The sequence below is a fragment of the Pseudofrankia inefficax genome (genome assembly GCF_000166135.1).
In the GTDB taxonomy this organism is placed as follows: domain Bacteria; phylum Actinomycetota; class Actinomycetes; order Frankiales; family Frankiaceae; genus Pseudofrankia; species Pseudofrankia inefficax.
The window spans coordinates 6,132,007-6,156,038 of sequence record NC_014666.1 but is presented as its reverse complement, the minus strand read 5'-3'; the positions used below and the strand labels follow the sequence as shown (position 1 = coordinate 6,156,038).

Below are 24,032 nucleotides of genomic sequence, written 5' to 3'. Positions count from 1 at the left end.
GGCGACCAGAGGACGACGCAGGCAACCAGGAAGACGCGCACCAGGAGAGGGGACATGGCCGTGCCGCCCGCCATCCGGCTCGACGTGAGGCTCGTCGCGCTCGTCGACGACAAGGTGCTGCTGACCCGTCCGGCGGCCGAGCTCTGGCACGCGCTGCCCGGCGGCCCGGTCGGGGCGGGGGAGGGCGCCGAACGCGCGCTGGCCCGCCACCTCGACGGGCTGCTGGTCCCGGCGGCCGGGGCGCTCGCGTTCGCGGGTGCCGTCGAGCACACCGGCGACGCGGGCGAGGCCGCCGCCGGCCCCTCCGCGCCGGACTCGCCAGGGGCGGACGGGGCCGAGCCCTCGTGGGCTCACGGAACTCCGGGTTCGGAGCACGTCCTGACCCTGCTGTTCGCGGCCGAGTGGCCGGCCGGCGACGAGGCCCCGCGGGCCTGGCGGGGCCAGCAGGTCAGCCTTGTCGGCGTCGACGACCTGGTGGTGACCAGGCTCGCGCCGCTGCCCGTGGCCTGGGCCACGCGGCACTGGCTCGCCAACGCCCGGCCGGGCTGGCGCCGGCTGGCGCCCGCGGCGGCCGAGGCGGCCTGGCACGGCGGCCGCCCGCCGGTCGCGGCGGTCCGGGCCCAGCTGGCCGCCCGGCGCGACCAGCTACGCGGCCGGCGGTTCCGGGATGCCGCTGTGGCGATGTGCGCGTTGGTGGCCGCCGCCGACGGCCGGATCGACCCGGCCGAGCGCGAGGGCCTGCGGGCGTTCCTGGCGACCGACCCGGTGATGGCGTACTTCCCGACCGACGAGCTGGAGCGGGTGTTCGAGCAGCGCCTGGCCGCGCTGGCCGCGGACTTCGAGGCGGGCAAGCACGACGCGCTCGGTGAGATCGCGAAGGTGCGCGGCCGGCCGGCGGAGGCGACCGCCGTCCTGCGGCTCGGCGAGGTGATGGGCCGCATCGACGGCGCCTTCCCGCCCGTCGAGCAGGAGGTCCTCGGCGAGGCGGCCGCCGTCCTCGGCCTGGACAGCGCCCACAGCGCCTGACGGCCCCCGCCAGGACCCGCCTTCAGCCCGCCGGGGGCTGGCGCAGGCGGGAGCGCGGGATCTCGTGCGGCTGCCAGCCGGCGAACTCGGTCACGCCGTCGAGGCCATGCACCGGGCGGTCCAGCTCGACGAGCAGCGACAGGCTGTAGGCCACCCGGCCGGTCAGCTCGTCGGGGGAGCAGGTCGCCAGTGCCAGCGCGGCCTCGGCCATGGTCTCCACCGGCTCGGGGCTCGTGTCGGGGGAGGGCCAGTCGTCCCGGTTCCGCACGGCCGGGTCCGGCGCGAGCACGTTGACGGCGATGCCGTCGGCGTACGCCTCGGCGGCCAGCGACATGGTCAGCCGGTGCAGCGCCGCCTTCGAGCTGCCGTAGAGCGAGCCCTGCAGGTCCGGCAGGGTGCTCCGGTACGGCGGGCCGGCCGGAGCCTCCGCCGCCGCGCTGCCGATGTTGATGATCCAGCCGCGGCGGCGGGCGCGCATGCCGGGCAGCGCCTGGCGGCACAGCTCCCAGGGCGTGCGCAGGTTCACCTCGAAGACCGTGTCGATCCGCTGGTCGGCGATGTCCAGGAACGGCATGTAGCCGCCCATGCCGGCGTTGTTGACCAGGATGTCCAGCGGCCCGAGGCGACGCTCGACGGCGGCGACCAGCCCCTCGCGGCCGCCATCCGGCCGGGACAGGTCGGCGGCCAGCGCGATGGCCGTGCCGCCGGCGTCCGCGATCCGGGCGAGCACCCCGGCCAGCGAGCCGGGATCCCGGGGGTCGCCCTCGTGCACGGCCTGAGCCGTCAGCGCGACCGCCGCGCCCTCGGCGGCCAGCCGGATCGCGATGGCCGCGCCGATACCGCGGCTCGCGCCCGTGACCAAGGCCACCCGCCCCTCGGCGTCCCCCATGCACGTTCTCCTCTGTGCCTCCGTGGCGCGCGACCAGCCGCGTCGCGCGCCTCGGCCCGCTCGCGGCCGGCGCGCGGCCCTGAACTGTCGCGTATCCGCCGGCTCCGGTCCCGGGCAGGTCGGGACTGTGTGGATGTTCCGGACATGGCGGCATCGCGTCGCGCAGGTTAGCACCGCGTAATTAACGTGTGCTGCGTTCTTGGCCGATTCCTGATCTCCCGCGGGCCGCGCCGGTGCGTCGGTTCACTCGGGTCGGTGCCGGTCTGGGAGTGGGACAGGGGCAGACTGGCGGGCGTGGGTGCAACCGACGAGGGCGAGCAGGTCACGGTGCGGCTGACGGGGGAGGCGGCTGAGCTGGTGCGCTCGGCCTCCGACAGCCTGGGTGTGACGCTGGAGGACTTCGCCGCGGAAGCGATGCGGCGCCATGCCGCTGACACGCTGGCGGACCGGCGGCTGTTCGGGGCGACGGACGTCGCCTGGAAGGAGCTCGCCGAGCTGCTCGGCGGTCCGGCGCCGGACGAGGCGGCGCGGCTGCGCGAGCTGCTGGAGGACGGGCCGGACGAGGAAGCCCGGTGAGCCCGCGCGCGTCGGGGCCGCCGACGCGGCTCACCGACCAGCACGACACACGCGGCTTCCGCGGCGGTGACGAGGTCCTCGACAGCTGGCTGCGCCATCACGCCCTGGAACAGCAGGAAGAGGGCGTGACGACGTTCGTCGTGACGGCCGGCGCGGGCCGGGTCGTCGGCTACTACTGCCTCACACGCGGCGCCGTCGAGGCCACCCGGGCGCCGGTCGTGTCGCGCTGGCGGTCGCGCCGGGCGCCCGCCGCCGTGCTCGGCCCGCTGCCGGCCCTGGTGATCGGCCGGCTGGCGGTCGACGAGACAGCCCAGGGCCAGGGCGTCGGCGCCCGGCTGCTGCGGGACGCGGTGATGCGGGCGGCGACCGTCTACCGGACCGCCGGTCTGCCGCTGTTGCTGGCGCATGCCGTCTCCGACCAGGCCAGGAGCTTCTACCGGCACTTCGGGTTCGCCGCGACCCGCCTCGACCCGTACGTGCTCGCGCTGGCGGTGCGGCACGCGTCCACGGGGTCCGGGCCAGACCTGGGCGGCTGACGGCCGGTCCTGGACGCCTGACGGCCAGCCCGGGTGCCTGACGGCCAGCCCGGCGGAAAACGGGACGGTCCGGTCGGAAATGCCACGGCCGAGTGGCCGGCGTAGTTTCTGCGCGCCGGAATTCGGGGAGTTCCCCTACGCCACCGCACCGGTTTCAGCCTGACCCGAAACGATGGTGAAAAGGCTCGATCGATCACACCCTCCGACCACGAGCTTCCGGGTACGGCGAGAGCCGCCGCCAGAAGTTGCTCGGGAGAGACGAGGTTGTCGCCAATGGCGAATATGGCCGGTCGCGGTCCTGCGACCCAAGATGGCCCCGGAACCACCGCGACCAAGGCCGGCCGCGGTAAGGGACAGAGCTTCGCGTCCCATGACGTCCCGATTATCGGCCTCGGGATTCTCGGCCTGATCTTCAGCTTCCTGCCCTGGTTCGGCACCAGATACCGGGGTTACACCTACGACAACTACGGCTATGGCACGCTGCACACCTGGACCGGAAGCCTCAACGCGTGGCATTCCGGCGCGCTGGCGTGGATCCCGATCGTGCTGATGCTGGTCGCGGCCGGGCTCGCCGCGGCGCACCTGCTGGGCCGGGGCAAGGTGCCCGGAAGCGGCGCCAGCCATTCCACCGCGATCGCCGCGCTCTGCGCGGTGGCCGCGCTGCTGATCGTGATCCGCTGGATCTCCCTTCCGCACGTGCACGCGAACTACGGCTACGCCGCGGTGGCGTCCGGGGCGCGCTACGGCCTGATCCTGGGCCTCATCACCTCGCTGGTGATGACGCTGCTCGCCCTTCGACGGCTCAAGGCGAGCGGTGAGCGTACCCACGGCCAGGGCCACGTCGAGCGTGACGCGTCGATGTCGGGCTACTCCGGCCGCGGCGCCGAGCGTGCTCGGGTCATCGACCGCGACCGGCAGTACGCCGGCCGCGACGACCAGCCCCAGGAGGTCGGCCACCCCGGCGGCACGACCGCCGAGCGGTCCCGTCCCGACAGTCGCGGTGGCTACGGCTCCGAGGGCCGTGGCGGCTACGAGACCGAGGGCCGTGGCGGCCAGGGCTCCGAGAGCCGTGGCGCCTACCGCGGCCCGGACAATGGCGGCGCCTACGGCCAGGAGGAGGGCCGCGGCGGCTACGGACAGGAGAGCCGGGGCGGCTACGGAACCGGCCCGACCACGGATCCAGGCGCCGGCGGGCGTGACCCAGGCCGTGACCAGCACTGGGACCGGTGACCTGAGGCGGCGGGCCTGACCGGTTCGCGCGGCCGCCGGCCCTCTCGGGCGTACCCGAGCGGGCCGGCGGCCGCCCTCAGCCGGTAGCGGACGCGCGCGCGTGCCGCTCGCCGCGGTCGGCGCCGGGGGCGGGGGCGGCCTCGGCGGCCACGGCGGCCACGGTGTGCGCGGCCGGCAGGTCGAGCACCACCAGCAGACCGCCCGACGCCGCCTCCGCCAGCCTGACCTGGCCCCCGTCGGCCGTGACCAGCGCGTGCACGACGGCCAGGCCGAGGCCGTTCCCGCGCCGGTCCGCCCGGACCGGGCGGGACTTCGCCGTCTCCGACCGGAACCGCTCGAAGGCCCTGGCCCGGGCGGCCGCGGGCATTCCCGGCCCGTCGTCGGTCACCGTCAGCCGCAGCATCGGGACGTCGCCCGCCAGGGCCGGGGCCGGGGCGGTCGCCACGACCACCCGGCCGCCCGGCGGGCTCGCCTCCAGCGCGTTGGCGAGCAGGTTGTCCAGCACCTGCTCCAGATGGCCGGGGGTGAGCAGCGCGCCGGTCGTGTCGCGGACGTCGGTCCACAGCTCGACGCCGGCGGCCTGGGCGACCGGCCACCAGGTCACCGCCCGCTGGGCCACCACCTCGTCGACGGCCACCGGCAGCCTGGCGGTGTCCCGGGCGTGCGCCCGGGCCATCGCGAGCAGGCCGTCGACCATCCTGGACAGCCGGTGCACCTCTGTCAGCGTGCCGCCGACCTCCATGGCGGCCACCGGGTTGTCCAGCAGGTCCTCGGTGAGCAGCTCCAGGCGCAGCCGCATGGCGGTCAGCGGGGTGCGGATCTGGTGGGAGACGTCGGCGAGGAAGGCCCGCTCGCCGCCGACCAGCTCCTCGATCCGGTCGGCCATCGCGTCGAAGCTCGCCGCGAGCTGGCGCACCTCGCCCGGCCCGCCGACCGCCCGCGCGCGGGCCGACAGCTCGCCGTCGCCCAGAGTCGCCGCGGCCCGCTCCAGCCGCCGCAGCGGGCGGCTGACCCACTGGGCGAGCAGCACCGACAGCGCCAGCGCCACCAGACTCGCGAGCCCCGCGCCGCCGAACAGCCGGATCCACCTGTTGCGGATCGCCACCTGGGTCGCGTGGTCGGACCGGGCCAGCACCAGGACCGCCAACAGGCCCTTGTCGCTGGTGACCGGGGTCAGGACGACGACGCGCCCGCCGTCCGTGGCCGACGGCGACAGCACCACCCGGGCGGTGCAGGCGGAGTGCAGCTGCGCGGCCGTCAGTGGGATGGGCCGGCCGGACGAGGAGGTCAGCACGCCGTCCGGGCTGTAGAGCGCCATGTCGTCGTCCTCCTCACTGGGCAGCTTCACCCGTCCGGTCGACAGCCGGCGCCACTTCACCTCGGAGGCGTAGGCGTCAGCGGCGGCCGCGGCGCGCGCCGTCAGCAGGTCGCGGTCGTGCTCGGCCGCGTCCATGCCCAACGGGATGCACACCCCGACCAGCAGCAACGCGATCAGCAGGAGCTGGATGGCGATGACCCGCTTGCTCACGGCCGCCTCGTTCCCGGGTCAGCCGGCCGGCTCGGCCGGGTCGGCCAGCCGGAAGCCGACGCCGTAGACGGTCTCGATCAGCTCGGGCCGGCCGAGCTTGCGCCGCAGCGACCCGATGTGGACGTCGAGCACCTTCGTCGAGCCGAACCACGGGCCCCAGATCTCCTGGAAGATCTCCCGGCGGGTGCGGACCCGACCCGGGTCGGCGGCCAGGTACGCCAGCAGGTCGAACTCGCGGGCGGTGGCGGCCACCGGCCGGCCGGCCAGCGTGATCCGCCGGGTCCGCCGGTCCACGACCAGGGTGCCGTGCCGGATGACATCCGGGTCCAGGCCGCCCCCGGCCGCGCCCGCGACGTCCGGCTCGATGTCGCGGGGTGCCGGCGCCTCGTCGTCGGCCAGCACGGGGGTGGCGCCGGAGGTCGCCGCGCGGGCCGCGTCGACGAGGGCCTCCGCGCGGGCGAACCGGCGGCGGACCGCGCGGATCCTGGCCAGCAACTCGGCGAACCCGAACGGCTTGACGAGGTAGTCGTCGCCGCCCAAGTCGAGCACCTCGACCCGGTCGGGCTCGTCGCCCCGGGCCGTCACCACGATCACCGGGGTGTCGCCGTGGGCGCGGATCCGCCGGCAGACCTCGGTGCCGTCCAGGTCCGGCAGGCCCAGGTCGAGCAGGACGAGGTCCGGCGGGGTGGGCCCCTCGACCGCGGCCAGCGCCGCGGTCCCGGTGGCGACCCGTGTCGCCGTGTAGCCGGCGCGGACCAGCCCGCGCACCAGCTGGACGCCGACCGCGTCGTCGTCCTCGACCACCAGCACCACCGCGTGGTCCGCGGCGGTCTCCGGTGGCGCCAGATCCAGCACCCGAGCCGTCATCGTCACGGTCGGTCCTCCTCGCTCGCCCGCGCGCGGCCGCGCGGGGTGGCCGTGGTCGCCGCCAGGTGGGTTTCGGGCCCGGTCGCCGCGGCGCCGGCGCCCACCGCGTAGGCGTCGGCACCGGCTGTTCCAGTGTCGGCGATGACGGCGTCGGCGGTCGCGGCCGCGGCGGTCAGGACGGCGGCCAGCGTCCGGCCCGGCAGGTCGACCAGCCGGGCGGCCAGCACGTCGGCCACGGCGGGCCCGCCGGCCAGCGCGGCCGTGACCCGCTCGCCGGCCTCGCGACGGGACAGTTCGGCGCCCGTCGCCTCGCGGGCGAGCCGCACGAGGCCCTCGCGCCAGACGTTGCCGACCCGGCCGTGCGCGCGGTCCAGCAGGTACCGCGACAGCCGGCCCGCATCAGAGCCGGGAACCCGCCGGCTCTGATCGGCGTCGACGGCGGTGTAGGAGACCACCCACAGCGGCTCGGCCCGGTCCTGGCTGGAGCCGGCCGGGCGCGGCGGCCGCGGGCACCACTTCGCCGCGAGCAGCGGCTGCCCGGCGGCCGGCGCCGGCTGCCCCGGGGCCAGCACCGGATGGTCGGCCCGGACGAGCGCGGCCACGCCGTCGGCGTTGGCCGCCAGCAGCAGCCTGGGCAGCCAGCCGCCTGGGTCGTCGGTCAGGTCGGCCGCGACGGCGACCCGGCGCGGCCCCTTCGCCGCCGGCAGGCCCTTCGCGAGCAGCGTCGCCAGCCGGGTGTGGCCGGCGCCCGCCAGTTCGGCCGGCAGGGCGTCCGCCACGACCACCAGCCGAAGCTCCGCGCCGTCCGGGCCACCGGCTGCTTCGGCCGCGGCGTCCCGCAGGATGGCGACGGGCGGGCCGGCCAGGGCGACCGGCGCCGCGGCGGACTCCAGAGCGGCCCGGCCCCGCGTGTAGATCGCGGTCTGGCCGGCCCAGGGGCCGGTGGAACGGTCCAGTTGGCGCCAGGTGTGCGGCGTCGGGCGGCAGACGTAGTGGTCCGCGCGGGCGCCGATCGCCTCGGCGCCGTCGTAGGCGTGGAACCCGGGCAGCATGGCCTCGATCACGAACCCGGCGTCGGACAGGGCCCGCTGGACCTTCCAGCCGAGCGTGGGCGTCCGGTCGGAGAACCCGTAGGCCAGCAGCACCCGGCCGCGCTCGCGGTCGCGCAGCGCCTCGGCACCGCGCGCGCAGAACAGCGCGACCCCGTCCGGGGTGTACGGCGGGTCGGTGAACACGAGGTCCGCGTCGCCGGCGACCGACGGCGGCAGGCCGAACCGCAGGTCGGCGAACAGCGTCTGGACGGGCAGCCGGCGGCGCGCCGCCTGCTCGCCGACGAAGTCGAGCAGTTCTTCGTCGACGTCGACGACGGTGACCCGCAGGCCCGGGATGAGGCTGGCGGCGGCGAGTGAGGTCAGGTCGTGGTCGCCGGCGCAGAGCAGCCGCGCCCCGGCGAGGTCGTAGGTGTCGCGCAGCCAGACCGCCCTGGCCAGCGCGGTCGTCGCGGTCGCCGCCACGTGGTCGAGATCGGCCCGTGGCCGTGGCGCCGCGGCGATCAGCGCGCTCAGGTCGTCGTGGGCGGCGCGCCGGTCGGGCTCCGGCCCCTCGTCGGCCGGCCCCAGCGAGCCGGGCCGGCCCGGGGTGAGGAACGGGCGGTAGGCGTCCACCCGGTCGGGGCGTAGCCGCGGCCCGCTCCGCGGGTCCTCGACCACGTCGTCACCCAGGGCCGCGAGCACCTCCTCGACAGTCCGCCGGGGCAGCCCGACGGCCCGCACCAGCCGGCCCACGCCGGCCGAGCCCGCCTCGCCGTCCAGCGGGGTCGCGGTGACCAGCCGGACGAGCAGGGACCGCAGCGGCCGGCCGTAGGGGCCGTAGGCGCCGAGCAGCTCGGCCAACCGGGCCGGGCCGTCCGCCGGCGGCGCGTCGGTGGCGGGTCGATCGCCGGAGGTCACCCGTCCAGCGTGCCACCCCTCGCCGCGCGGACCGGCGCCGCGTGCCCGCACCGAGCGTCGGATACCCGACTTTCCCGGCCGCGCGGGCCGCCGGGGCCCGCCGCGGACGGCTGATCGCCGGCCGACCGCTGCTCACTGTGAGACCACTGTGTGATATCGGTGGACGGGAGATCCGCGTTTCACGCACGCCGGCCGATACCCTCGTGTGCGTGTGGAGAAGGCTGGACCTGCGCGGCGACGCCGCCACCGTGACCAAGCTGTCACCCGTCGAGATCCGGCGGCGGCTGCCGCGCGCCGCGCTCGACGTCGACGTGGCGGTCGAGACGGTGCAGCCGATCTGTGACGACATCCGGGACCGGGGCGACGCCGCCGTCCTGGAGTACACCGAGCGGTTCGACCAGGTTCGCCCCGCCGGCCTGCGCGTGCCGGCCGAGGCGCTGCGCCGCGCGCTCGACGAGCTCGACCCGGCGGTCCGGGACGCGCTGGTCGAGGCGATCCGGCGGACCCGCGTGGTCCACCGAGCCCAGCTGCGCGAGGCGGTGACGGTCGAGGTCGCGCCGGGTACGACCGTCACCGAGAAGTGGGTGCCGGTCGACCGGGTCGGGCTGTACGTGCCGGGCGGGCGGGTCGCGTACCCGAGCAGCGTGGTGATGAACGTGGTGCCGGCGCAGGAGGCCGGGGTCGGCTCGCTCGCCGTCGCCTCCCCGCCCCAGCGCGACCTGTCCGGCCCGGGCGGAACCCCCGGCCCCAGGGACGGCCTGCCGCACCCGGTCGTCCTCGCCGCCTGCCAGCTGCTGGAGGTCGACGAGGTCTACTCCGTCGGCGGCGCCCAGGCGGTCGCGATGTTCGCCTACGGCACCGAGAGCTGCCCGCCGGTCGACCTGGTCACCGGGCCGGGCAACGTGTACGTCGCCGCGGCCAAGCGGCTGCTGCGGGGGATCGTGGGCATCGACGCCGAGGCCGGGCCGACCGAGGTCGCGATCCTCGCCGACCACACCGCCGACCCGGCCTACGTGGCCGCCGACCTGATCGCCCAGGCCGAGCACGACCCGCTGGCGGCCTGCCTGCTGGTCAGCTCCTCGGCCGACCTCGCCGACGCCGTCGAGGTCGAGCTGGGCAAGCAGGTGCCGGCGACCCGCCACCGCGAGCGGGTCGAGGAGGCGCTGAACGGCCAGGGCGCCATCGTGCTCGTCGACGACGTCGACGCCGGTCTGCGGGTCGTCGACGCCTGGGCCGCCGAGCACCTGGAGATCCAGACCGAGAACGCGGCGGCGGTCGCCGCCCGGGTCAGGCACGCCGGCGCGGTGTTCGTCGGCCCGTACGCGCCCGTCCCGCTCGGCGACTACCTCGCCGGCTCCAACCATGTGCTGCCCACCGGCGCGACCGCCCGCCACTCCAGCGGGCTGGCCGTCGGCGCCTTCCAGCGCCAGGTGCACGTCGTCGAGTGCACGAAGGAAGCACTCGCGGCCGTCGCGCCGCGCATCGCCGCGCTCGGCGCGGCCGAGGACCTGCTTGCCCACGTCGACGCGGTGGAGGTGCGCTCTCAATGACGAGGCCCACGACCAGTTCCCGAGTCCAGGCCACCGGCCACGCCGCCCCGGCGTTCGGACCCCAGCAGACGCAGGCGGTGTCCCGGTGAGCCCCCTGAGCCGCGACAACGTGGACGTGTTCGGGTCGGGCCGCCCGGTCGTGCGGGTCAGCGCCCGGCGCCCGGACGAGACGACGTCGACGGACCGGCCCTGGCGGCCGGTGACCCTCGACAGCCTGCCGCTGCGCGACGACCTGCGCGGCCGGTCGCCGTACGGCGCGCCCCAGCTGGACGTCGCCGTGCGGCTGAACACCAACGAGAACCCGTACGCCCCGTCGGCCGAGCTGGTGGACGCGCTGGGCAAGGCCTCGACGCTCGCGGCCACGGAGGCCAACCGCTACCCGGAGCGGGAGGCCGAGGCGCTGCGCGCCGACCTGGCCTACTACCTGACCCCGGACGCCGGCTTCGGGCTGCACACCAGCCAGCTCTGGGCGGCCAACGGCTCCAACGAGGTCCTCCAGCAGCTGCTGCAGGCGTTCGGTGGCCCGGGCCGGCGCGCGCTCGGCTTCGAGCCGTCGTACTCGATGCACCGGCTGATCTCGCTGGCCACGGCGACCCAGTGGATCGCCGAGGACCGGTCCGACGACTACACGATCGACCCGGTCGCCGCGGCCGACGCGGTCCGCCGCCACCAGCCGTCCGTGGTGTTCCTGTGCTCGCCGAACAACCCGACGGCCACCGCGCTGCCGCTGGACGTCGTCAAGGCGGTCTGCGTCGCGGCCGAGGAGATCGGCGGCTGCATGGTCGTCGTCGACGAGGCCTACGGCGAGTTCCGCCGGTCGGGGGTGCCCAGCGCGCTGACGCTGCTGCCCGAGCAGCCGAAGCTGGTCGTCACCCGGACGATGAGCAAGGCGTTCGCGCTGGCCGGCGCCCGGGTCGGCTACCTGGCCGCGCACCCGGCCGTCGTCGACGCGCTGCAGCTCGTCCGGCTGCCGTACCACCTGTCGTCGTTCACCCAGGCGGTGGCGCGGACCGCGCTCGCGCACGCCGACGAGCTGCTCGGCACCGTCGAGGCGGTCAAGGCCCAGCGCGACCGGATCGTGGACGAGCTGCCGACGCTCGGCGTGCGGGTCGTCCCGTCGGACGCGAACTTCGTGCTGTTCGGGCTGTTCAGCGACCAGCGCGCGGTCTGGCAGGGGCTGCTGGACGCCGGTGTGCTGGTCCGGGACCTCGGCCTGCCCGGCTGGCTGCGGGTCACCGCCGGCCTGCCCGGCGAGATGGACGCGTTCGTCAACGCGCTGCGCGCCGTGCTGGCCGCCAGCCCGTCGCTGCTGGCGGGGGAGTAGGGGACATGGCAGGAACGCGGACCGCCCGGATCGAGCGCAAGACGCTGGAGTCGGACGTTCTGGTCGAGCTGGACCTCGACGGGGCGGGCGTCTGCTCCGTCGAGACCGGCGTGGGCTTCTACGACCACATGCTCGCCCAGCTCGGCAAGCACGGCGGCTTCGACCTGACCGTGCGGACCAGGGGCGACCTGCACATCGACGCCCACCACACCGTCGAGGACACCTCGATCGCGTTCGGCGAGGCGCTGCGGGCCGCCCTCGGGGACAAGGTCGGCATCCGCCGGTTCGGTGACGCGATGGTGCCGCTGGACGAGGCGCTGGTGCAGGTGGCCGTCGACCTGTCCGGGCGGCCGTACTGCGTGCACGTCGAGCCGGACCTCGCACCGATGATCGGCAGCTACGACACGACGCTGACCCGGCACATCTTCGAGTCGATGACCGCGGCGGCGCGGATCGCTCTGCACGTGCGGGTGCTGTCCGGGCGCAACGCCCATCACGTCGTCGAGGCGCAGTTCAAGGCGGTCGCCCGCGCGATGCGTGACGCGGTGGCCTACGACGCCCGGGTCACCGGGGTGCCCTCGACCAAGGGCGTCCTGTGACCCTCCGGCAAGAGCGGCCTGTGACCCTCCGGCAAGGGCGGCCTGTGACCCTCCGGCCGAGCCGTCGGCCTGCCGGGACGGCGCGATGAGCCAGCCGAACGTCGTCGTGCTCGACTACGGTTCGGGCAACCTGCGCTCGGCCCAGCGGGCCGTCGAGCGGGTCGGCGCCACCGTCACCGTCACCGCCGACCTCGCCGCGGCGGCCGAGGCGGACGGTCTCGTCGTGCCAGGGGTGGGCGCGTACGCGGCCTGCATGGCGGGCGTGGACCGGATCGGCGCCGGTCCGGCGGTCCGGGCCCGGGTGGCGGCCGGCCGGCCGGTGCTCGGGATCTGCGTGGGCATGCAGATCCTCTACGACCTGGGCGACGAGCACGGCGTGCGGACCGAGGGCCTCGGGCTGCTGGCCGGCGAGGTCCGCCGGCTGGCCGCCCCGATCCTGCCGCACATGGGCTGGAACACCGTGACGGCGCCGGCCGGCTCGACGCTGTTCGCCGGGCTGCCGGCCGAGACCCGGTTCTACTTCGTGCATTCCTACGCGGCCAAACCCGATCTCTCGGCCGGGGACACGACCGCCGAGCACGGCGAGCCGTTCGCCGCCGCGGTCGAGCGGGGCGCGTTGTGCGCCACCCAGTTCCACCCGGAGAAGTCCGGCGACGCGGGCGCGCACGTCCTCGCGAACTGGCTGCGCACGCTGGGCTGACCGCCGGACCGGGCCCGACCGGCCGTCACAGGCGCACCCCGCTGTGCGCGAGCCAGGTGTCGGCCGCGACGACGGGCCAGAGGGCCACCAGTCCGTGCTCGGGCACCGGCGGCCGCTGGCCGCGGCGCAGCGCGGCCACGGCGGCGTCCCAGCAGCTGGTCGCGGCGTCGACGTCGACCCAGCCGGCGCCCGCGAGCGGCCCGCCGGCCAGCAGCGCCCGCAGGCCGCCCGCCCCGTCGACCGCGTCGGCCAGCGCGTGCAGGAAGTGCGCACGGCCCGCGCGGTCGCGGACCACCGGCGCCAGCACGTCGCCCGCCGCGGCCCGCAGCACGGGCTTGGTCAGGTCGCGCCGGTACATCGTCGCGCCCGGGGTCGACAGCGCGGCCTCGATCACCCGCCGGTCGTGCAGCGGATGGCGCCAGTCGATGCCGGCGCTCGCGTAGAACGTCCGCGCCGTGTCGACCAGCGGCGTCGCGTCCCGGTATGCCGCGGGGACCCAGCGCCTCCGATGGTCGGCCGAGGCGAACGCCGCCGTGTCGGCCGCAGTCGCCACCGCGAGCCGGTCGGTCAGGTACAGCGGGCGCAGCCACTGCGGCCGGATCCACGGCGGCACCACGGACGGCGGCCCCGCCGTGTGGGCGCTCGCCGCGGCGGCGGCCAGCGCGCGGGCCGTGCGCGCCTTGGCCAGCAGCCCGCGCGGGCCGCCGACCGGGCCGATCTGCCGGCGCAGCGTGGCCAGCCGGCCGGCCCGCAGCAGGTCCGGCCAGTGGCCGCGCCCGCCCCTGAACCAGTCGTCGCCGCCCTCGCCGGACAGCAGCACCGTGACGCCCTCGCGGCGCGCGGCCGCGCGGACGGCGTCGGCCAGGGCGAGGTTGGCCCAGGGCGGCAGCTCACCCGTCGTGGCGGTCCAGGCGCGCCAGCGGTCCCAGTCGTAGGCGTCGGGCTTCACCCGGAGCACCGGGACCCCGGTGTGCTCCTCGACCGCGTCGATCCACCGCGACTCGTCGTGCGGCTCCCCCGGGAAGACCATGCTGATCGGCAGCAGCCGCGCGGAGCCATCGGGGCCGAGGCCGCCCGCGGCGGCGAGCCGGGCGGCGATCCCGGTCACGGCGCTCGAATCGACCCCGCCGGACAGCCCGACGGCGACCAGCCCGGTGCCCGCCCCGGCGCGGCCCGGACCGGTGCTCGACGCCGCCAGCTCCGGGCCGGGTTGGGTCGAGGCCAGGTCCGGGCCGGGGTTCGCCGAGCCGCACCGGGCGGCGTCCGCGACGGCCGCCCAGAGCGCCGGCCTGACCCGGGCGGCCGCCGTTTCGACGGGCTCGGCCGCCAGCGGTGGAACGAGGGCGTACAGCGAGCTGTAGGCACGGCGGCTGGGCCGCTCGCCGGCCCGCGCCTCGATCCTGACGAGGTGGCCGGCCGGTACCCGCTCGACGCCGCGCACGAGCGTCTCGTGCTCCGTGGTCGGGCTGTGCAGGAGCGTCTCCGCGAGCACGGTCTGGTTCACCTCGAACGCCGGCCCAGCCGCCCGCAGCTGGGCGAGGCCCGTGGCGACCAGCACCCGGTCGGCTCCGGGGCGCAGCACGAGCGTGCGCATGCTGCGCGGGGACCGGGCCAGCACCAGCCGCCCGGTCCGCTGCTCGAACACGAGCGCGGCCCAGTCCCCGAGCAGCCGGTCGAGGCCGAAGGCTCCGAACCGGGTCCAGGCGGCGGCGAGCTGGCCAGAGGCACGACGTGGGTCCAGAGCAGCGCCGTCGGGGTCCGCCGCGAGTCCGGCCACGGGCGGTGACCAGCCGTCGACGACGGCGAGCAGGCCGCCGGCGGTCCGGGTGACGTCCGCGCCGGGCCCGAGCGCCGGGCCCGCCGCGGCCGCGACGGCCAGCGGCCCGACGACGAAGGCGCGCACGCCGCCGCCGATGGGAGTGCTGGAGGCGGCGAGCATCCGTTCGACGAGCGCGGTCGTCGGCGGCTGGCCGTCGAGGCGGAACTCGGCGCAGAACGTCATGTCGATGCCCTCCGCTGCTCGGCGAGCGGATAGGTCGCGATCGGGTGGTAGGTGAGGGTGGGGTCCTGCTCCTCGGCGTGCACCGCCCCGTCCACCTCCAGCCAGGCGTGCGCCGCGAACGGGGTGCCCGGCTGGCGGCGGACGCCGACGACGAGGGCCACGCGGCGACCGGCGGTCGCGGCGAGCCAGCCGCGCAGGAGAGACCTGGACAGGCACGCGGAGTCGCCTCGCCAGAACGCGCCGGAGTCGGCGGCGAGCTCGTCCAGCCGGGTGCCGGTGAGCGCCCGGCGCCCCGCCGGGTACCAGCGCGCGGCGGGTGATGCGGCGGCGCGGCCGGCGGCGGCGACCAGGTCCGGCACCCGGCGGTGGCGCAGCGCGATCTCCACCAGCCCGGCGGCGAGCCACAGCTGCGCCCGCACCACCCGGTCCCACGCCTCGGGCGCCCGGCCCGGCGCCACCGCGGCGCCGGCCGAGGTCATGTCGCCGGTCGGGGAGTGACCGTGACGAGACGGCGGCGGGCCAGCTCGTCCAGGAGCTCGCGCAGGTCGCGCTCGGCGTGCGGCTGGTCGATGAGCCAGCCGTCGCTGACCGTCGCCGCGGCCCGGCGGACGGCCGCGCCCCGAGGCACCCCCGTCGGGCTGAGCTGACGCCAGAGCTGGGCTCCGGTCTCGTTCAGCGCGAAGTACGCGCCGTCGTCCGGATGCAGCAGGACGATCTCGCCACCGATGTCGGCGGCCTGCACGCCGGGCCCGATCCGGACCTCGTCGTGGTCGTCGGCCCGGTCGGTGCCCGGCCCGCCACCCGGCTGGCGCTGGTCCGCGTGGCCCGTGGCCTGGCGCGGGCCGGCGTCGCCGATCGCCGGGCGCGGGCCTGCTGGTGCCTGCTGGCTGCCGTCCGGCATCCAGACCTCCGTCACGGTCGCGGGGGCGGCGCACGCACGGCCGCCACGGTTCTCCTGGCAGCGAGAATGAAAGCATCCTGGATGCAGAGAGTGAGGTGTCGACACTCGCCATCGACACATCGGCGCGCGTGCGTGTCCCAACGGCGCGGGTCGTTTCGCTGCATCGTTGATCTGATACGTTCAGTAATCGATGATGTCGTAGGGTGACATCCGGCGGGCGGCGGCCGGTGCCCGAGATCGGGGATCTCGGGCCGGCCCGCCGCGGCCGGTGGGCAGGGGCGGTGCGCTCGGGTCGCCGTGACGATGCGGGCACATCCGGCCGGGGCTGGCGACCAGGGGAGCGACGATGTCCGTGCCAACAGCGCCGTCCGCCGCCGGCGAGACGGCCGCCGGGGGCCACCCCAGCCCGGAGCCGGGCGGTCCCCGGGCCGGGGACCTGGCGCGCCGGGTCGCCCGCGCGGCGGCGGAGCTGGTGCACGACGCCGCCGACGCCGTGCTGATCGAACGTCTGCACCAGGCCGGAATCCGGCCGATCCTGCTCAAGGGACCGGTCACGGCGCAGCGGCTCTACCCCGGCGAGCACCGGCCACGGGCCGACTGCGACCTGCTCGTCGCCTCCGGTCGGCTGGCCGCGGCCCGGGCGGTCGCCGTGGCCGCCGGCCACAGCCCGCGCGAACCGAGCCCGCACGCCCAGGCCTACTGCCATCCGAACGGCCAGGTACTCGACCTGCACTGGACGTTGCCGGTCGTGTCGCCGCCGGCCGATCGGGTGTGGGCCACGCTGTCCCGCCACCGGGTGCCGTTCGCGCTCGGTGGGACCGTCGTCGACGCGCTGGACCTGCCCGCGCACGCCTTCCACCTGCTCCTGCACACCGTGGCGGCGCCGGCCCGTACGTCGGGCGCCCGCCGGGACCTCGACCGCGCCGTGTCGGCCTTCGACCTCGCGACCTGGCGGGCCGCCCTGGAGGTGGCCGACGAGCTGGATTCCCGGGCGGTCGTCATCGCGGCGCTGCGGACCGGCTCGCCGGCCTGCTGGCGGCTCGCGGACGCGCTCGGGCTGCCGGTGCGGGTGCCCTTCACCAGCAGGCTCTGGCTCGCCGACCAGAGCCTGCTGCTGAACGCCCAGCTGATCCTGCGGACCGCGTCGCCGCAGCGTCGGCGCACCATCCTGCGCCGCTGGCTGGTCCCGACCCGGGCCGAGCTGGCTGGCTGGAGCGCCCGGCCGGAGGTCCAGGCCGCGACGCCGGCCGCCCTCCCGCCGGCCGCGCGGCTGCTGTGGTACCGGGTCCACCAGCTCGCGCTGTTCTCCGTCAGCCTGCGGCGCGCGACCCGGCAGCCACCCGCCCCGGCTGCCCCGGCGGGTCCGCGCCAGGTTCCGGCGCGGCCCGAGCGCGTGCCGTCGGGCTGACAAAGGTCGCCGGTGCGCATTTCGGGAGGGTTGACTACCCAAACGACTTGTCCGGGCGCGTTAGGTAATCGCCTTTGGGTGAATCCAGCCACGCTGATCCCCATGGGGACCGGATGAGGCCCGCATGACCCGGCCGGGCCCGCGGCTGGCCGCGGGCGCCGCGCGCCCGTGGCTGGCGTCGGGCGAGACAGGTCAGCGTTCGGCCGCGCAGGACGCGGACGGCGCCGCCGTCCGGTCGGCCGAGGACGTGGACATCGCGGACGCCGAGACACTGACGTCGTTCGTGCTCGACCGGGGCCGGCAGCCCTGGCTCGAACCCACGGCGGACGCGGCCCCCGGCGCGACCCCGGCGCGACAGGGCCCGGTCGCGAACCCGGCCCGCCCGGCCCCGGCCCGCCCGGGTCCCGTGCCGGCTGTCTCGGGCCCGGTGCAGACCCGTCCGGGCCCGGTGCCGGCTCACTCGAGCGCGGGGCCGGCTCGTTCGGGCCCGGTGCCGCCTCGGCCCGACCCGGCCGAGACCGGCCGACGCCCCGGCCCGGCCCCCTCCCGGGGTAAGCCTCCGCCGCCGGGCCAGCAGGCCGGGTGGCCGTCCCGCACGCGGCCAGGGCGGCACGCCGAGCCCCCACGGGCCCGTGCGCATCGGCTCAGCTACGGCGAGGTCGCGCTGCTGGCCGCCGTCGCGGGGATCGTGGTGTGCCTGGCCGGAATGTGCGCGGCCGCCGCCTGGCAGCGGGCCGCCTCCGACCGTCGGCTGCCCGCCGTGACCGGCTCGCCCGCGTCGCCCGCGATGACCGACCCGCGCGCGTCGACCGCCGTGTCGACCGCGCCGTCCGCGCGGCTGGCCCCGACGCCCGAACCGCTGCGGGCCGCCGGCTCGGACGGTTCCGTCGAGTCGCGTCCGAGGCTGGCGGAGGGCTCGATCGTCCTCGACGCGGACCGGGCGGCGACGCGCTCCGGTGATCCCCGCGAGCCGGCCGCGGCCCCCGGAGCGCCGGGACCGACGCCCACCTCCGCGGTGGCCACGACGCAGCCGGCGACCACCGCGGCGTCGCTTCCCGCGACCACCACGCCGCGCGCGTCGGCCACCGCCACCGCGCCACCGTCCTCACCGCGACCGCCGGCGACCGGCCAGCCGGCCACCGGCCAGCCGGCGACCGCCGGAGCCTCCACCCGGCCGACCGCCACCGCCGGCGCCACCCACCCGCCGGCCACCGCCGGAGCCTCGGCGCGGCCGTCCGCCACCGGATCACGCGCCGCCACGGCGCCGGTGACGCATTCGGCATCGGCCGCGGCCTCGGCACGGTCCTCCGCCGCGGGCGGCGCACCGTAGGCTGGGCGGGTGACGTTGACGTTGTTGCCCGCGGTGGATGTGGCGGACGGAGTGGCCGTCCGGCTGGTGCAGGGAGAGGCCGGGTCGGAGACCGTCTACGGCGACCCGCGCGAGGCGGCGCTCGCCTGGCAGCGCGACGGCGCCGAGTGGATCCATCTCGTCGACCTGGACGCCGCCTTCGGCCGTGGCTCCAACCGGGACCTGCTCGCCGCCGTGGTGAAGTCCCTCGACGTCGCCGTGGAGCTGTCCGGCGGCATCCGGGACGACGCCTCGCTCGACGCGGCGCTCGCCACCGGTGCCGCCCGGGTGAACGTCGGCACGGCCGCGCTGGAGAACCCCGACTGGGTGCGCCGGGCGATCGACCGGGTCGGCGACAAGATCGCCGTCGGGCTGGACGTGCGCGGCACCACGCTGGCCGCCCGCGGCTGGACCAAGGAGGGTGGCGAGCTGTTCGACGTCCTCGCCCGCCTCGACGCGGACGGCTGCGCCCGTTACGTCCTCACCGACGTGCGCCGCGACGGCACCCTGACCGGTCCGAACCTGGAGCTGCTGGCCGCGGTCACCGGCGCCACCGACCGGCCCGTCGTCGCCAGCGGCGGCGTGTCCTCGCTCGCCGACCTGACCGCCATCGCCGGTGTCCCAGGGGTCGAGGGCGCGATCGTCGGCAAGGCGCTCTATGCCGGCGCGTTCACCCTCCCCGAGGCGCTCGCCGTCGCGAACGGCGAGGTCGGCGCCGCGCGATGAGCGTCGCCGTCCGCGTCATCCCGTGTTTGGACGTGGACGCCGGACGGGTCGTCAAGGGCGTCAACTTCCTCGACCTGCGCGACGCCGGCGACCCGGTCGAGATGGCCAGGCTCTACGACGCCGAGGGCGCCGACGAGCTGACCTTCCTGGACATCACGGCCTCCAGCGGCAACCGGGAGACCACCTTTGACATCGTCCGGCGCACCGCCGAGCAGGTCTTCATCCCGCTGACCGTCGGCGGCGGGGTGCGGGCGGCGGACGACGTGGACCGGCTGCTGCGGGCCGGTGCCGACAAGGTCGGCATCAACACGGCCGCGGTCGCCCGCCCGGAGCTGCTGCGGGAGTGCGCGCTGCGGTTCGGCAGCCAGTGCGTCGTCCTGTCGGTCGACGCCCGCCGCTCCCCGGACCCGGACGGGCCGGCCTTCGAGGTCACGACCCACGGCGGCCGGCGTGGCACCGGCATCGACGCGGTCGCCTGGGCGGCGCGGGCCGTCGAGCTCGGCGCCGGGGAGATCCTGCTGAACTCCATGGACGCCGACGGGACCCGCGACGGTTACGACCTGGAGATGATCACGGCCGTGCGCCGTGAGGTGGACGTTCCGGTGATCGCGAGCGGTGGTGCCGGGCAGCTCGCCGACTTCGCCCCGGCGGTCGCCGCCGGCGCCGACGCGGTGCTCGCGGCGAGCGTCTTCCATTTCGGCCAGCTGCGGATCGCCGACGTCAAGGCCGCGCTGCGGTCCGCCGAGGTCCCCGTCCGCTGACGTCCCGCCCGCCGGCCGAGGCCGCGGCGGGAGCCGCGCGAGCCGGCTGACGCGCCAGGAAATCCGTGGCGTCGCGTTCGCGTTGCCGTTTTGATGGCACGGCGCTGTCACACGGCCGTAGCACGGCGAGGCCAGCACCCGGCGTCGTCGGCAGCGCGCGAGAGGAGAACGGTGTCCCCATCCGGTGACGCTCCGGGCGGACCGGGCGGTCTCACAGGGTCCAGCTCCGCCGGCCCCGGTGGCTCCGCGGTCAACCCGGCCTGGTTCGCCGACGCGGCGCGCGCCGTCGACGCGTCCGGCTCGGTGATCCGGCGCGGCCTGCGGGTCCTGGGCCTGGCGATCCGTGAGGAGCCTCGGCTGTTCGCGCTCTCGGTCACCGGCAGCGCGCTGTTCGGCCTGGCCACCGTCGCGAGCTCGTACGTCCTCGGCGAGGTCACCCAGCGGGTCGTCGTCCCGTCGCTGGACAGCGGGCACGCCGGCTGGGGCGCCGTCGTCGGCGCGGCGCTGCTGGTGTTCGCGGTCGGCGCCGCCCGGGCGGTCGGGATGTTCTTCCGCCGGTTCGCCGCCGGCATCCTGCAGTACCGGATGCAGGCGCACTACCGGCGCCGGGTCACCCGCCAGTACCTGCGGCTGCCGCTGGCCTGGCATCAGCGGCACTCGACCGGGGCGCTGCTGTCCAACGCGAACGCCGACGTCGAGGCGCTGTGGGCGCCGATCGCGCCGTTCCCGTTCGCGGTCGGCGTCGTGGTCATGCTCGCGGCGGCTGTGGCCCTGCTCATCGCGACCGATCCGCTGCTCGCCGCCGTCGGGTTCGTGGTCTTCCCGGTCGTCGGGGTGCTCAACTACCTCTACTCGCGGCGGGTGTCGCCGCTGTTCGCCCGGGTGCAGGGGCTGCGCGCCGAGGTGAGCGCCGTGGCCCACGAGTCGTTCGACGGCGCCCTGGTCGTCAAGACGCTCGGGCGTGAGGCCGACGAGACGGCCCGGTTCCGCCGCGCGGCCGAGGAACTGCGCGACGCGATGATCCGGGCCGGCCGGGTGCGCGGGGCCTTCGACCCGTTGATGGAGGCGCTGCCGAACTTCGGGGTGCTCGCCGTGCTCCTCGTCGGGTCGCAGCGGATCGCCGCCGGGCACCTGTCGGTCGGCGACCTGGTCCGGGTGGCCTACCTGTTCACGCTGCTGGCCTTCCCGATCCGGGCGATCGGCTGGGTGATCAGCGAGCTGCCCCGTTCGGTCGTCGGCTGGGGCCGGGTGTCGGCGGTGCTGACCGCGAGTGGCGAGCAGGTGTTCGGGCCGGCCCGGCTGACCGGCACCGGCCCGGCCGCGCTGCGCCTGGCGGGCGTCGGGTACCGCTACCAGGCCGCCGAGTCCGACGCGCTCGCCTCGACCGAGGACGGCCGCGAGCCGACCAAGCCGACCGGGCGGGCCGAGCGCGCCGACGCGCTCACCGACGTCACCTTCGACGCCACCCCAGGGAAGGTCATCGCGGTCACCGGGCGGACCGGTTCCGGGAAGTCGACCCTGGTCGGCCTGCTCGCCAGGCTGGTCGACCCGGACGCCGGCTCCGTCCGCCTCGACGGCTCCGACCTGCGCGAGCTGGCCGTCGGCGAGGTGACCGGCGCCGTCGCGCTGGTGGCCCAGCAGGCGTTCCTGTTCGACGACACGGTCCGGTCCAACATCACCCTCGGCGCCGACCTGACCGACGACGAGGTCTGGGACGCGCTGCGCCGCGCCCAGGCGGACCGGTTCGTCGCGGCGCTCCCGGCCGGCCTGGACACCGAGGTGGGGGAGCGCGGCACCACCCTGTCCGGCGGCCAGCGCCAGCGGGTCGCGCTGGCCCGAGCACTGGTGCGCCACCCCCGGCTGCTGGTGCTGGACGACGCGACCTCCAGCGTCGACCCCCGGGTCGAGGCGTCGATCCTGTCCGGGCTGCGCGGCCTCACCGCGTCGACCGTCGTCGTCGTCGCCCACCGGCGGGCGACGATCGCGCTCGCCGACGAGGTCGTCTACCTGGAGGACGGGCGGGTCGTCGCCCAGGGCCGTCACGACGAGTTGCTCGTCGGCTCGCCCGGCTACGCCGAGCTGCTCACCGCCTACGAGCGGGCCGCGCGGCTGGCGGCCGGCGCGGACTCGGGCCGGGAGTCCGTCGCGGCCCAGGACGCCGTCATGACCCAGGACGCGGACGCGGCTCAGACCTCCGACGCCGCCGACGAGGGGGTGCTGTCATGACGGCTGACGCCGCGATCCCCCCGCAGCGCGGCTCGGCGCCGCCGGCCGCCGCGATCGAGGAACGGGACCGGGCCGGGCGCCGGGAGGGGCTGCTGGGCACAGGCCGCCGGCTGCACCGGCTCGCCCCCGAGGCGACCCGCGGCCTGTCGGTCACCCTGCTGCTGGCGCTCGTCGCCACCGTCGGCAAGGTCGTCATCCCGCTGACCGTCCAGCAGACGCTCGACCGGGGCATCTCCGGGCCGCACGGCGTCGACCTGGGCCTCGTGCGCACGGCCGTCGAGATCGCCGCCGGCACGATCGTCCTGACGGCGGCCGCGACGTACCTGATGAACGTCCGGATGTACCGGATGTCCGAGGGCGCGCTCGCGGCGCTGCGGGTCCGCGCCTTCCGGCACATCCACGACCTGGCGATGCTCACCCAGGCGACCCAGGCCCGCGGCGGGCTGACCGCCCGGGTCACCACCGACGTCGACCAGATGTCGCAGTTCCTGCAGCTCGGCGGCGTGATGCTGGTCGTCTCGGTCGGTCAGATGATCGTCGCGACCTGCCTGATGCTGGTCTTCTCCTGGCCGCTGACCCTGCTGGTCTACGTCTGCTTCGTCCCGATGGTGCTCGCCACCCGGGGCTTCCAGCGCAAGCTGGCGGTCCGGTACGCGATCGTGCGCCGCCGCGTCGGGGAGCTGCTCGGCGCGGTGTCGGAGGCGGTCGTCGGCGCGCAGGTGGTCCGGGCGTACGGCTCGCAGGGCCGCACCGCCGCCCGGATCGACCAGACCGTCGAGGCCCACCGCTCGGCGCAGACCAGGGCCCAGGTCCTGGTCGCCGTCGTGTTCTCGACCGCCGAGCTGGTCTCGGCGGCGGCGCTGGCCGGTGTCGTCCTGCTCGGCGTGGCCCTGGGCGTCGGCGGGCACCTGTCGACCGGCCGGCTGGTGGCCTTCCTGTTCCTGATGACGCTGTTCGTCATGCCGGTCCAGACCCTCACCGAGGTGCTCAACGACGGCGCGAACGCGCTCGCCGGCCTGCGCCGGGTGCTCGACATCCTCGACACCCCCAGCGACATCCGCGACCCCGCCGAGGCCCTGCGCGGCCCCGACGGCACGCCCGGCGGCCGCGACCTGGCACCCGGCTCCCTCGACGTGACCTTCGAACGGGTGACGTTCCGTTATCCGACCGGCCCGCCCGTCCTGCATGGCGTCGACCTGCGCGTCCCGGCCCGCGCCCGGGTCGCGGTCGTCGGCGAGACCGGTTCGGGCAAGACGACGATCGCGAAGCTGCTGACCCGGCTGATGGACCCGACCGAGGGCCGGATCCTGATCGGCGGGGTGCCGCTGACCGAGGTGCGCTTCTCGTCGCTGCGCGGCCGGGTCGTGATGGTCCCGCAGGACGGCTTCCTGTTCGACGCGACGATCGCCGACAACGTCCGCTACGGCCGGCCAACCGCGACCGACGAGGAGATCGTCGCGGCCTTCACCCGCCTCGGGCTGGCCGACTGGCTCGCGCGCACTCCGGCCGGGGTGCTGACCCAGGTCGGCGAGTCCGGCGGGCTGCTCTCGGCCGGCGAGCGCCAGCTCATCGCGCTGGCCCGCGCCGAGCTCGCCGACCCGGATCTGCTCGTGCTCGACGAGGCGACCTCCGCCGTCGACCCGGCCACCGAGGTCCGCCTCGGCGCCGCGCTGCTGGAGCTCACCCGCGAGCGCACCGCCGTGACGATCGCCCACCGCCTGTCGACCGCCGAGACCGCCGACCTGGTCGTCGTCGTCGACGCCGGCCGGATCGTCCAGCAGGGCACGCACGCGGAGCTGGTCGACCGCCCCGGTGTCTACCAGCGCCTGCACGCCTCCTGGTCGGCGGGCGTCGCCGCGCTCTGACCGGGCCGCGAGACGCCCCCG

At 76.3% G+C, this 24,032-nt stretch carries 21 protein-coding genes; 14 read left to right on the top strand and 7 right to left on the bottom strand.

The window, feature by feature from the left end; all coding sequences use genetic code 11:
* Window positions 1-54: 54 nt before the first annotated feature.
* On the top strand, window positions 55-1,026 hold the full coding sequence (locus FRAEUI1C_RS24825; RefSeq protein WP_013426109.1) for a TerB family tellurite resistance protein: 972 nt from the start codon (window positions 55-57) through the stop codon (window positions 1,024-1,026).
* 22 nt (window positions 1,027-1,048) lie between these two features.
* Here the strand turns inward: FRAEUI1C_RS24825 and FRAEUI1C_RS24820 are convergent, their stop codons facing one another.
* A complete protein-coding gene (locus FRAEUI1C_RS24820; protein ID WP_013426108.1) occupies window positions 1,049-1,915 on the bottom strand; it encodes an SDR family NAD(P)-dependent oxidoreductase in 867 nt (288 codons plus the stop codon).
* Between the two features lie 294 nt (window positions 1,916-2,209).
* On the opposite strand from FRAEUI1C_RS24820, the gene FRAEUI1C_RS24815 reads away from it, so the two are divergent.
* From FRAEUI1C_RS24815 to FRAEUI1C_RS24805, 3 genes are all read left to right on the top strand, one after another.
* Window positions 2,210-2,491, top strand: a complete 282-nt coding sequence (locus FRAEUI1C_RS24815; RefSeq protein WP_041259638.1) for a type II toxin -antitoxin system TacA 1-like antitoxin — start codon at window positions 2,210-2,212, stop codon at window positions 2,489-2,491.
* Window positions 2,488-3,027, top strand: a complete 540-nt coding sequence (locus FRAEUI1C_RS24810; protein ID WP_013426106.1) for a GNAT family N-acetyltransferase — start codon at window positions 2,488-2,490, stop codon at window positions 3,025-3,027. Before FRAEUI1C_RS24815 ends, FRAEUI1C_RS24810 begins: the two co-directional genes overlap by 4 nt.
* A 273-nt stretch (window positions 3,028-3,300) precedes the next feature.
* The gene (locus FRAEUI1C_RS24805; RefSeq protein WP_013426105.1) at window positions 3,301-4,257 is read left to right on the top strand and encodes a DUF5336 domain-containing protein; all 957 of its coding nucleotides are present in this window, start codon (window positions 3,301-3,303) and stop codon (window positions 4,255-4,257) included.
* Between the two features lie 76 nt (window positions 4,258-4,333).
* Here the strand turns inward: FRAEUI1C_RS24805 and FRAEUI1C_RS24800 are convergent, their stop codons facing one another.
* The 3 genes from FRAEUI1C_RS24800 to FRAEUI1C_RS40450 are packed head-to-tail and all read right to left on the bottom strand — an operon-like array spanning window position 4,334 to window position 8,601.
* A complete protein-coding gene (locus FRAEUI1C_RS24800; RefSeq protein ID WP_013426104.1) occupies window positions 4,334-5,785 on the bottom strand; it encodes a sensor histidine kinase in 1,452 nt (483 codons plus the stop codon).
* Between the two features lie 18 nt (window positions 5,786-5,803).
* Entirely contained in the window at window positions 5,804-6,652 is an 849-nt protein-coding gene (locus FRAEUI1C_RS24795) for a response regulator transcription factor (protein ID WP_049807251.1), read from the bottom strand.
* Window positions 6,653-6,654: 2 nt separating this feature from the next.
* A complete protein-coding gene (locus tag FRAEUI1C_RS40450; RefSeq protein ID WP_013426102.1) occupies window positions 6,655-8,601 on the bottom strand; it encodes a bis-aminopropyl spermidine synthase family protein in 1,947 nt (648 codons plus the stop codon).
* Window positions 8,602-8,810: 209 nt separating this feature from the next.
* Here FRAEUI1C_RS40450 and hisD point away from each other — a divergent pair, with 209 nt between their 5' ends.
* From hisD to hisH, 4 genes are all read left to right on the top strand, one after another.
* Window positions 8,811-10,151, top strand: a complete 1,341-nt coding sequence (gene hisD / locus FRAEUI1C_RS24785; RefSeq protein ID WP_198318625.1) for a histidinol dehydrogenase — start codon at window positions 8,811-8,813, stop codon at window positions 10,149-10,151.
* A gap of 139 nt (window positions 10,152-10,290) precedes the next feature.
* Window positions 10,291-11,475, top strand: a complete 1,185-nt coding sequence (locus tag FRAEUI1C_RS24780) for a histidinol-phosphate transaminase (protein ID WP_049807250.1) — start codon at window positions 10,291-10,293, stop codon at window positions 11,473-11,475.
* A gap of 5 nt (window positions 11,476-11,480) precedes the next feature.
* Window positions 11,481-12,074 (top strand): imidazoleglycerol-phosphate dehydratase HisB, encoded by a 594-nt coding sequence (gene hisB / locus FRAEUI1C_RS24775; protein ID WP_013426098.1) that lies wholly within the window; start codon window positions 11,481-11,483, stop codon window positions 12,072-12,074.
* Window positions 12,075-12,159: 85 nt separating this feature from the next.
* Entirely contained in the window at window positions 12,160-12,774 is a 615-nt protein-coding gene (gene hisH, locus FRAEUI1C_RS24770; RefSeq protein WP_013426097.1) for an imidazole glycerol phosphate synthase subunit HisH, read from the top strand.
* Between the two features lie 25 nt (window positions 12,775-12,799).
* Here hisH and FRAEUI1C_RS24765 read toward each other — a convergent pair whose 3' ends face one another.
* From FRAEUI1C_RS24765 to FRAEUI1C_RS24755, 3 genes are read right to left on the bottom strand one after another with little or no spacing between them, the layout of a single operon-like run.
* Window positions 12,800-14,776 (bottom strand): asparagine synthase-related protein, encoded by a 1,977-nt coding sequence (locus tag FRAEUI1C_RS24765; RefSeq protein WP_013426096.1) that lies wholly within the window; start codon window positions 14,774-14,776, stop codon window positions 12,800-12,802.
* On the bottom strand, window positions 14,773-15,255 hold the full coding sequence (locus tag FRAEUI1C_RS24760) for a lasso peptide biosynthesis B2 protein (RefSeq protein ID WP_013426095.1): 483 nt from the start codon (window positions 15,253-15,255) through the stop codon (window positions 14,773-14,775). The genes FRAEUI1C_RS24765 and FRAEUI1C_RS24760 overlap by 4 nt, the downstream gene beginning before the upstream one ends.
* Window positions 15,252-15,677, bottom strand: coding sequence for a PqqD family protein (locus FRAEUI1C_RS24755; protein ID WP_013426094.1), 426 nt, complete (start codon window positions 15,675-15,677; stop codon window positions 15,252-15,254). Before FRAEUI1C_RS24755 ends, FRAEUI1C_RS24760 begins: the two co-directional genes overlap by 4 nt.
* 346 nt (window positions 15,678-16,023) lie before the next feature.
* Between FRAEUI1C_RS24755 and FRAEUI1C_RS24750 the strand changes: the two genes are divergently transcribed.
* The 6 genes from FRAEUI1C_RS24750 to FRAEUI1C_RS24725 all read left to right on the top strand — a co-directional run bounded on the left by FRAEUI1C_RS24750 (window position 16,024) and on the right by FRAEUI1C_RS24725 (window position 24,011).
* Entirely contained in the window at window positions 16,024-17,085 is a 1,062-nt protein-coding gene (locus tag FRAEUI1C_RS24750) for a nucleotidyltransferase family protein (protein ID WP_013426093.1), read from the top strand.
* A gap of 124 nt (window positions 17,086-17,209) precedes the next feature.
* On the top strand, window positions 17,210-18,415 hold the full coding sequence (locus tag FRAEUI1C_RS24745; protein WP_013426092.1) for a hypothetical protein: 1,206 nt from the start codon (window positions 17,210-17,212) through the stop codon (window positions 18,413-18,415).
* 9 nt (window positions 18,416-18,424) lie between these two features.
* Window positions 18,425-19,159 carry a bifunctional 1-(5-phosphoribosyl)-5-((5-phosphoribosylamino)methylideneamino)imidazole-4-carboxamide isomerase/phosphoribosylanthranilate isomerase PriA gene (priA, locus tag FRAEUI1C_RS24740; RefSeq protein ID WP_013426091.1) on the top strand — a complete coding sequence of 245 codons (735 nt, stop codon included), beginning with the start codon at window positions 18,425-18,427 and terminating at the stop codon, window positions 19,157-19,159.
* The gene (gene hisF / locus FRAEUI1C_RS24735; protein ID WP_013426090.1) at window positions 19,156-19,920 is read left to right on the top strand and encodes an imidazole glycerol phosphate synthase subunit HisF; all 765 of its coding nucleotides are present in this window, start codon (window positions 19,156-19,158) and stop codon (window positions 19,918-19,920) included. The genes priA and hisF overlap by 4 nt, the downstream gene beginning before the upstream one ends.
* A gap of 171 nt (window positions 19,921-20,091) precedes the next feature.
* Entirely contained in the window at window positions 20,092-22,146 is a 2,055-nt protein-coding gene (locus FRAEUI1C_RS24730) for an ABC transporter ATP-binding protein (RefSeq protein WP_013426089.1), read from the top strand.
* A complete protein-coding gene (locus FRAEUI1C_RS24725; RefSeq protein WP_013426088.1) occupies window positions 22,143-24,011 on the top strand; it encodes an ABC transporter ATP-binding protein in 1,869 nt (622 codons plus the stop codon). Before FRAEUI1C_RS24730 ends, FRAEUI1C_RS24725 begins: the two co-directional genes overlap by 4 nt.
* Window positions 24,012-24,032 lie beyond the last annotated feature (21 nt).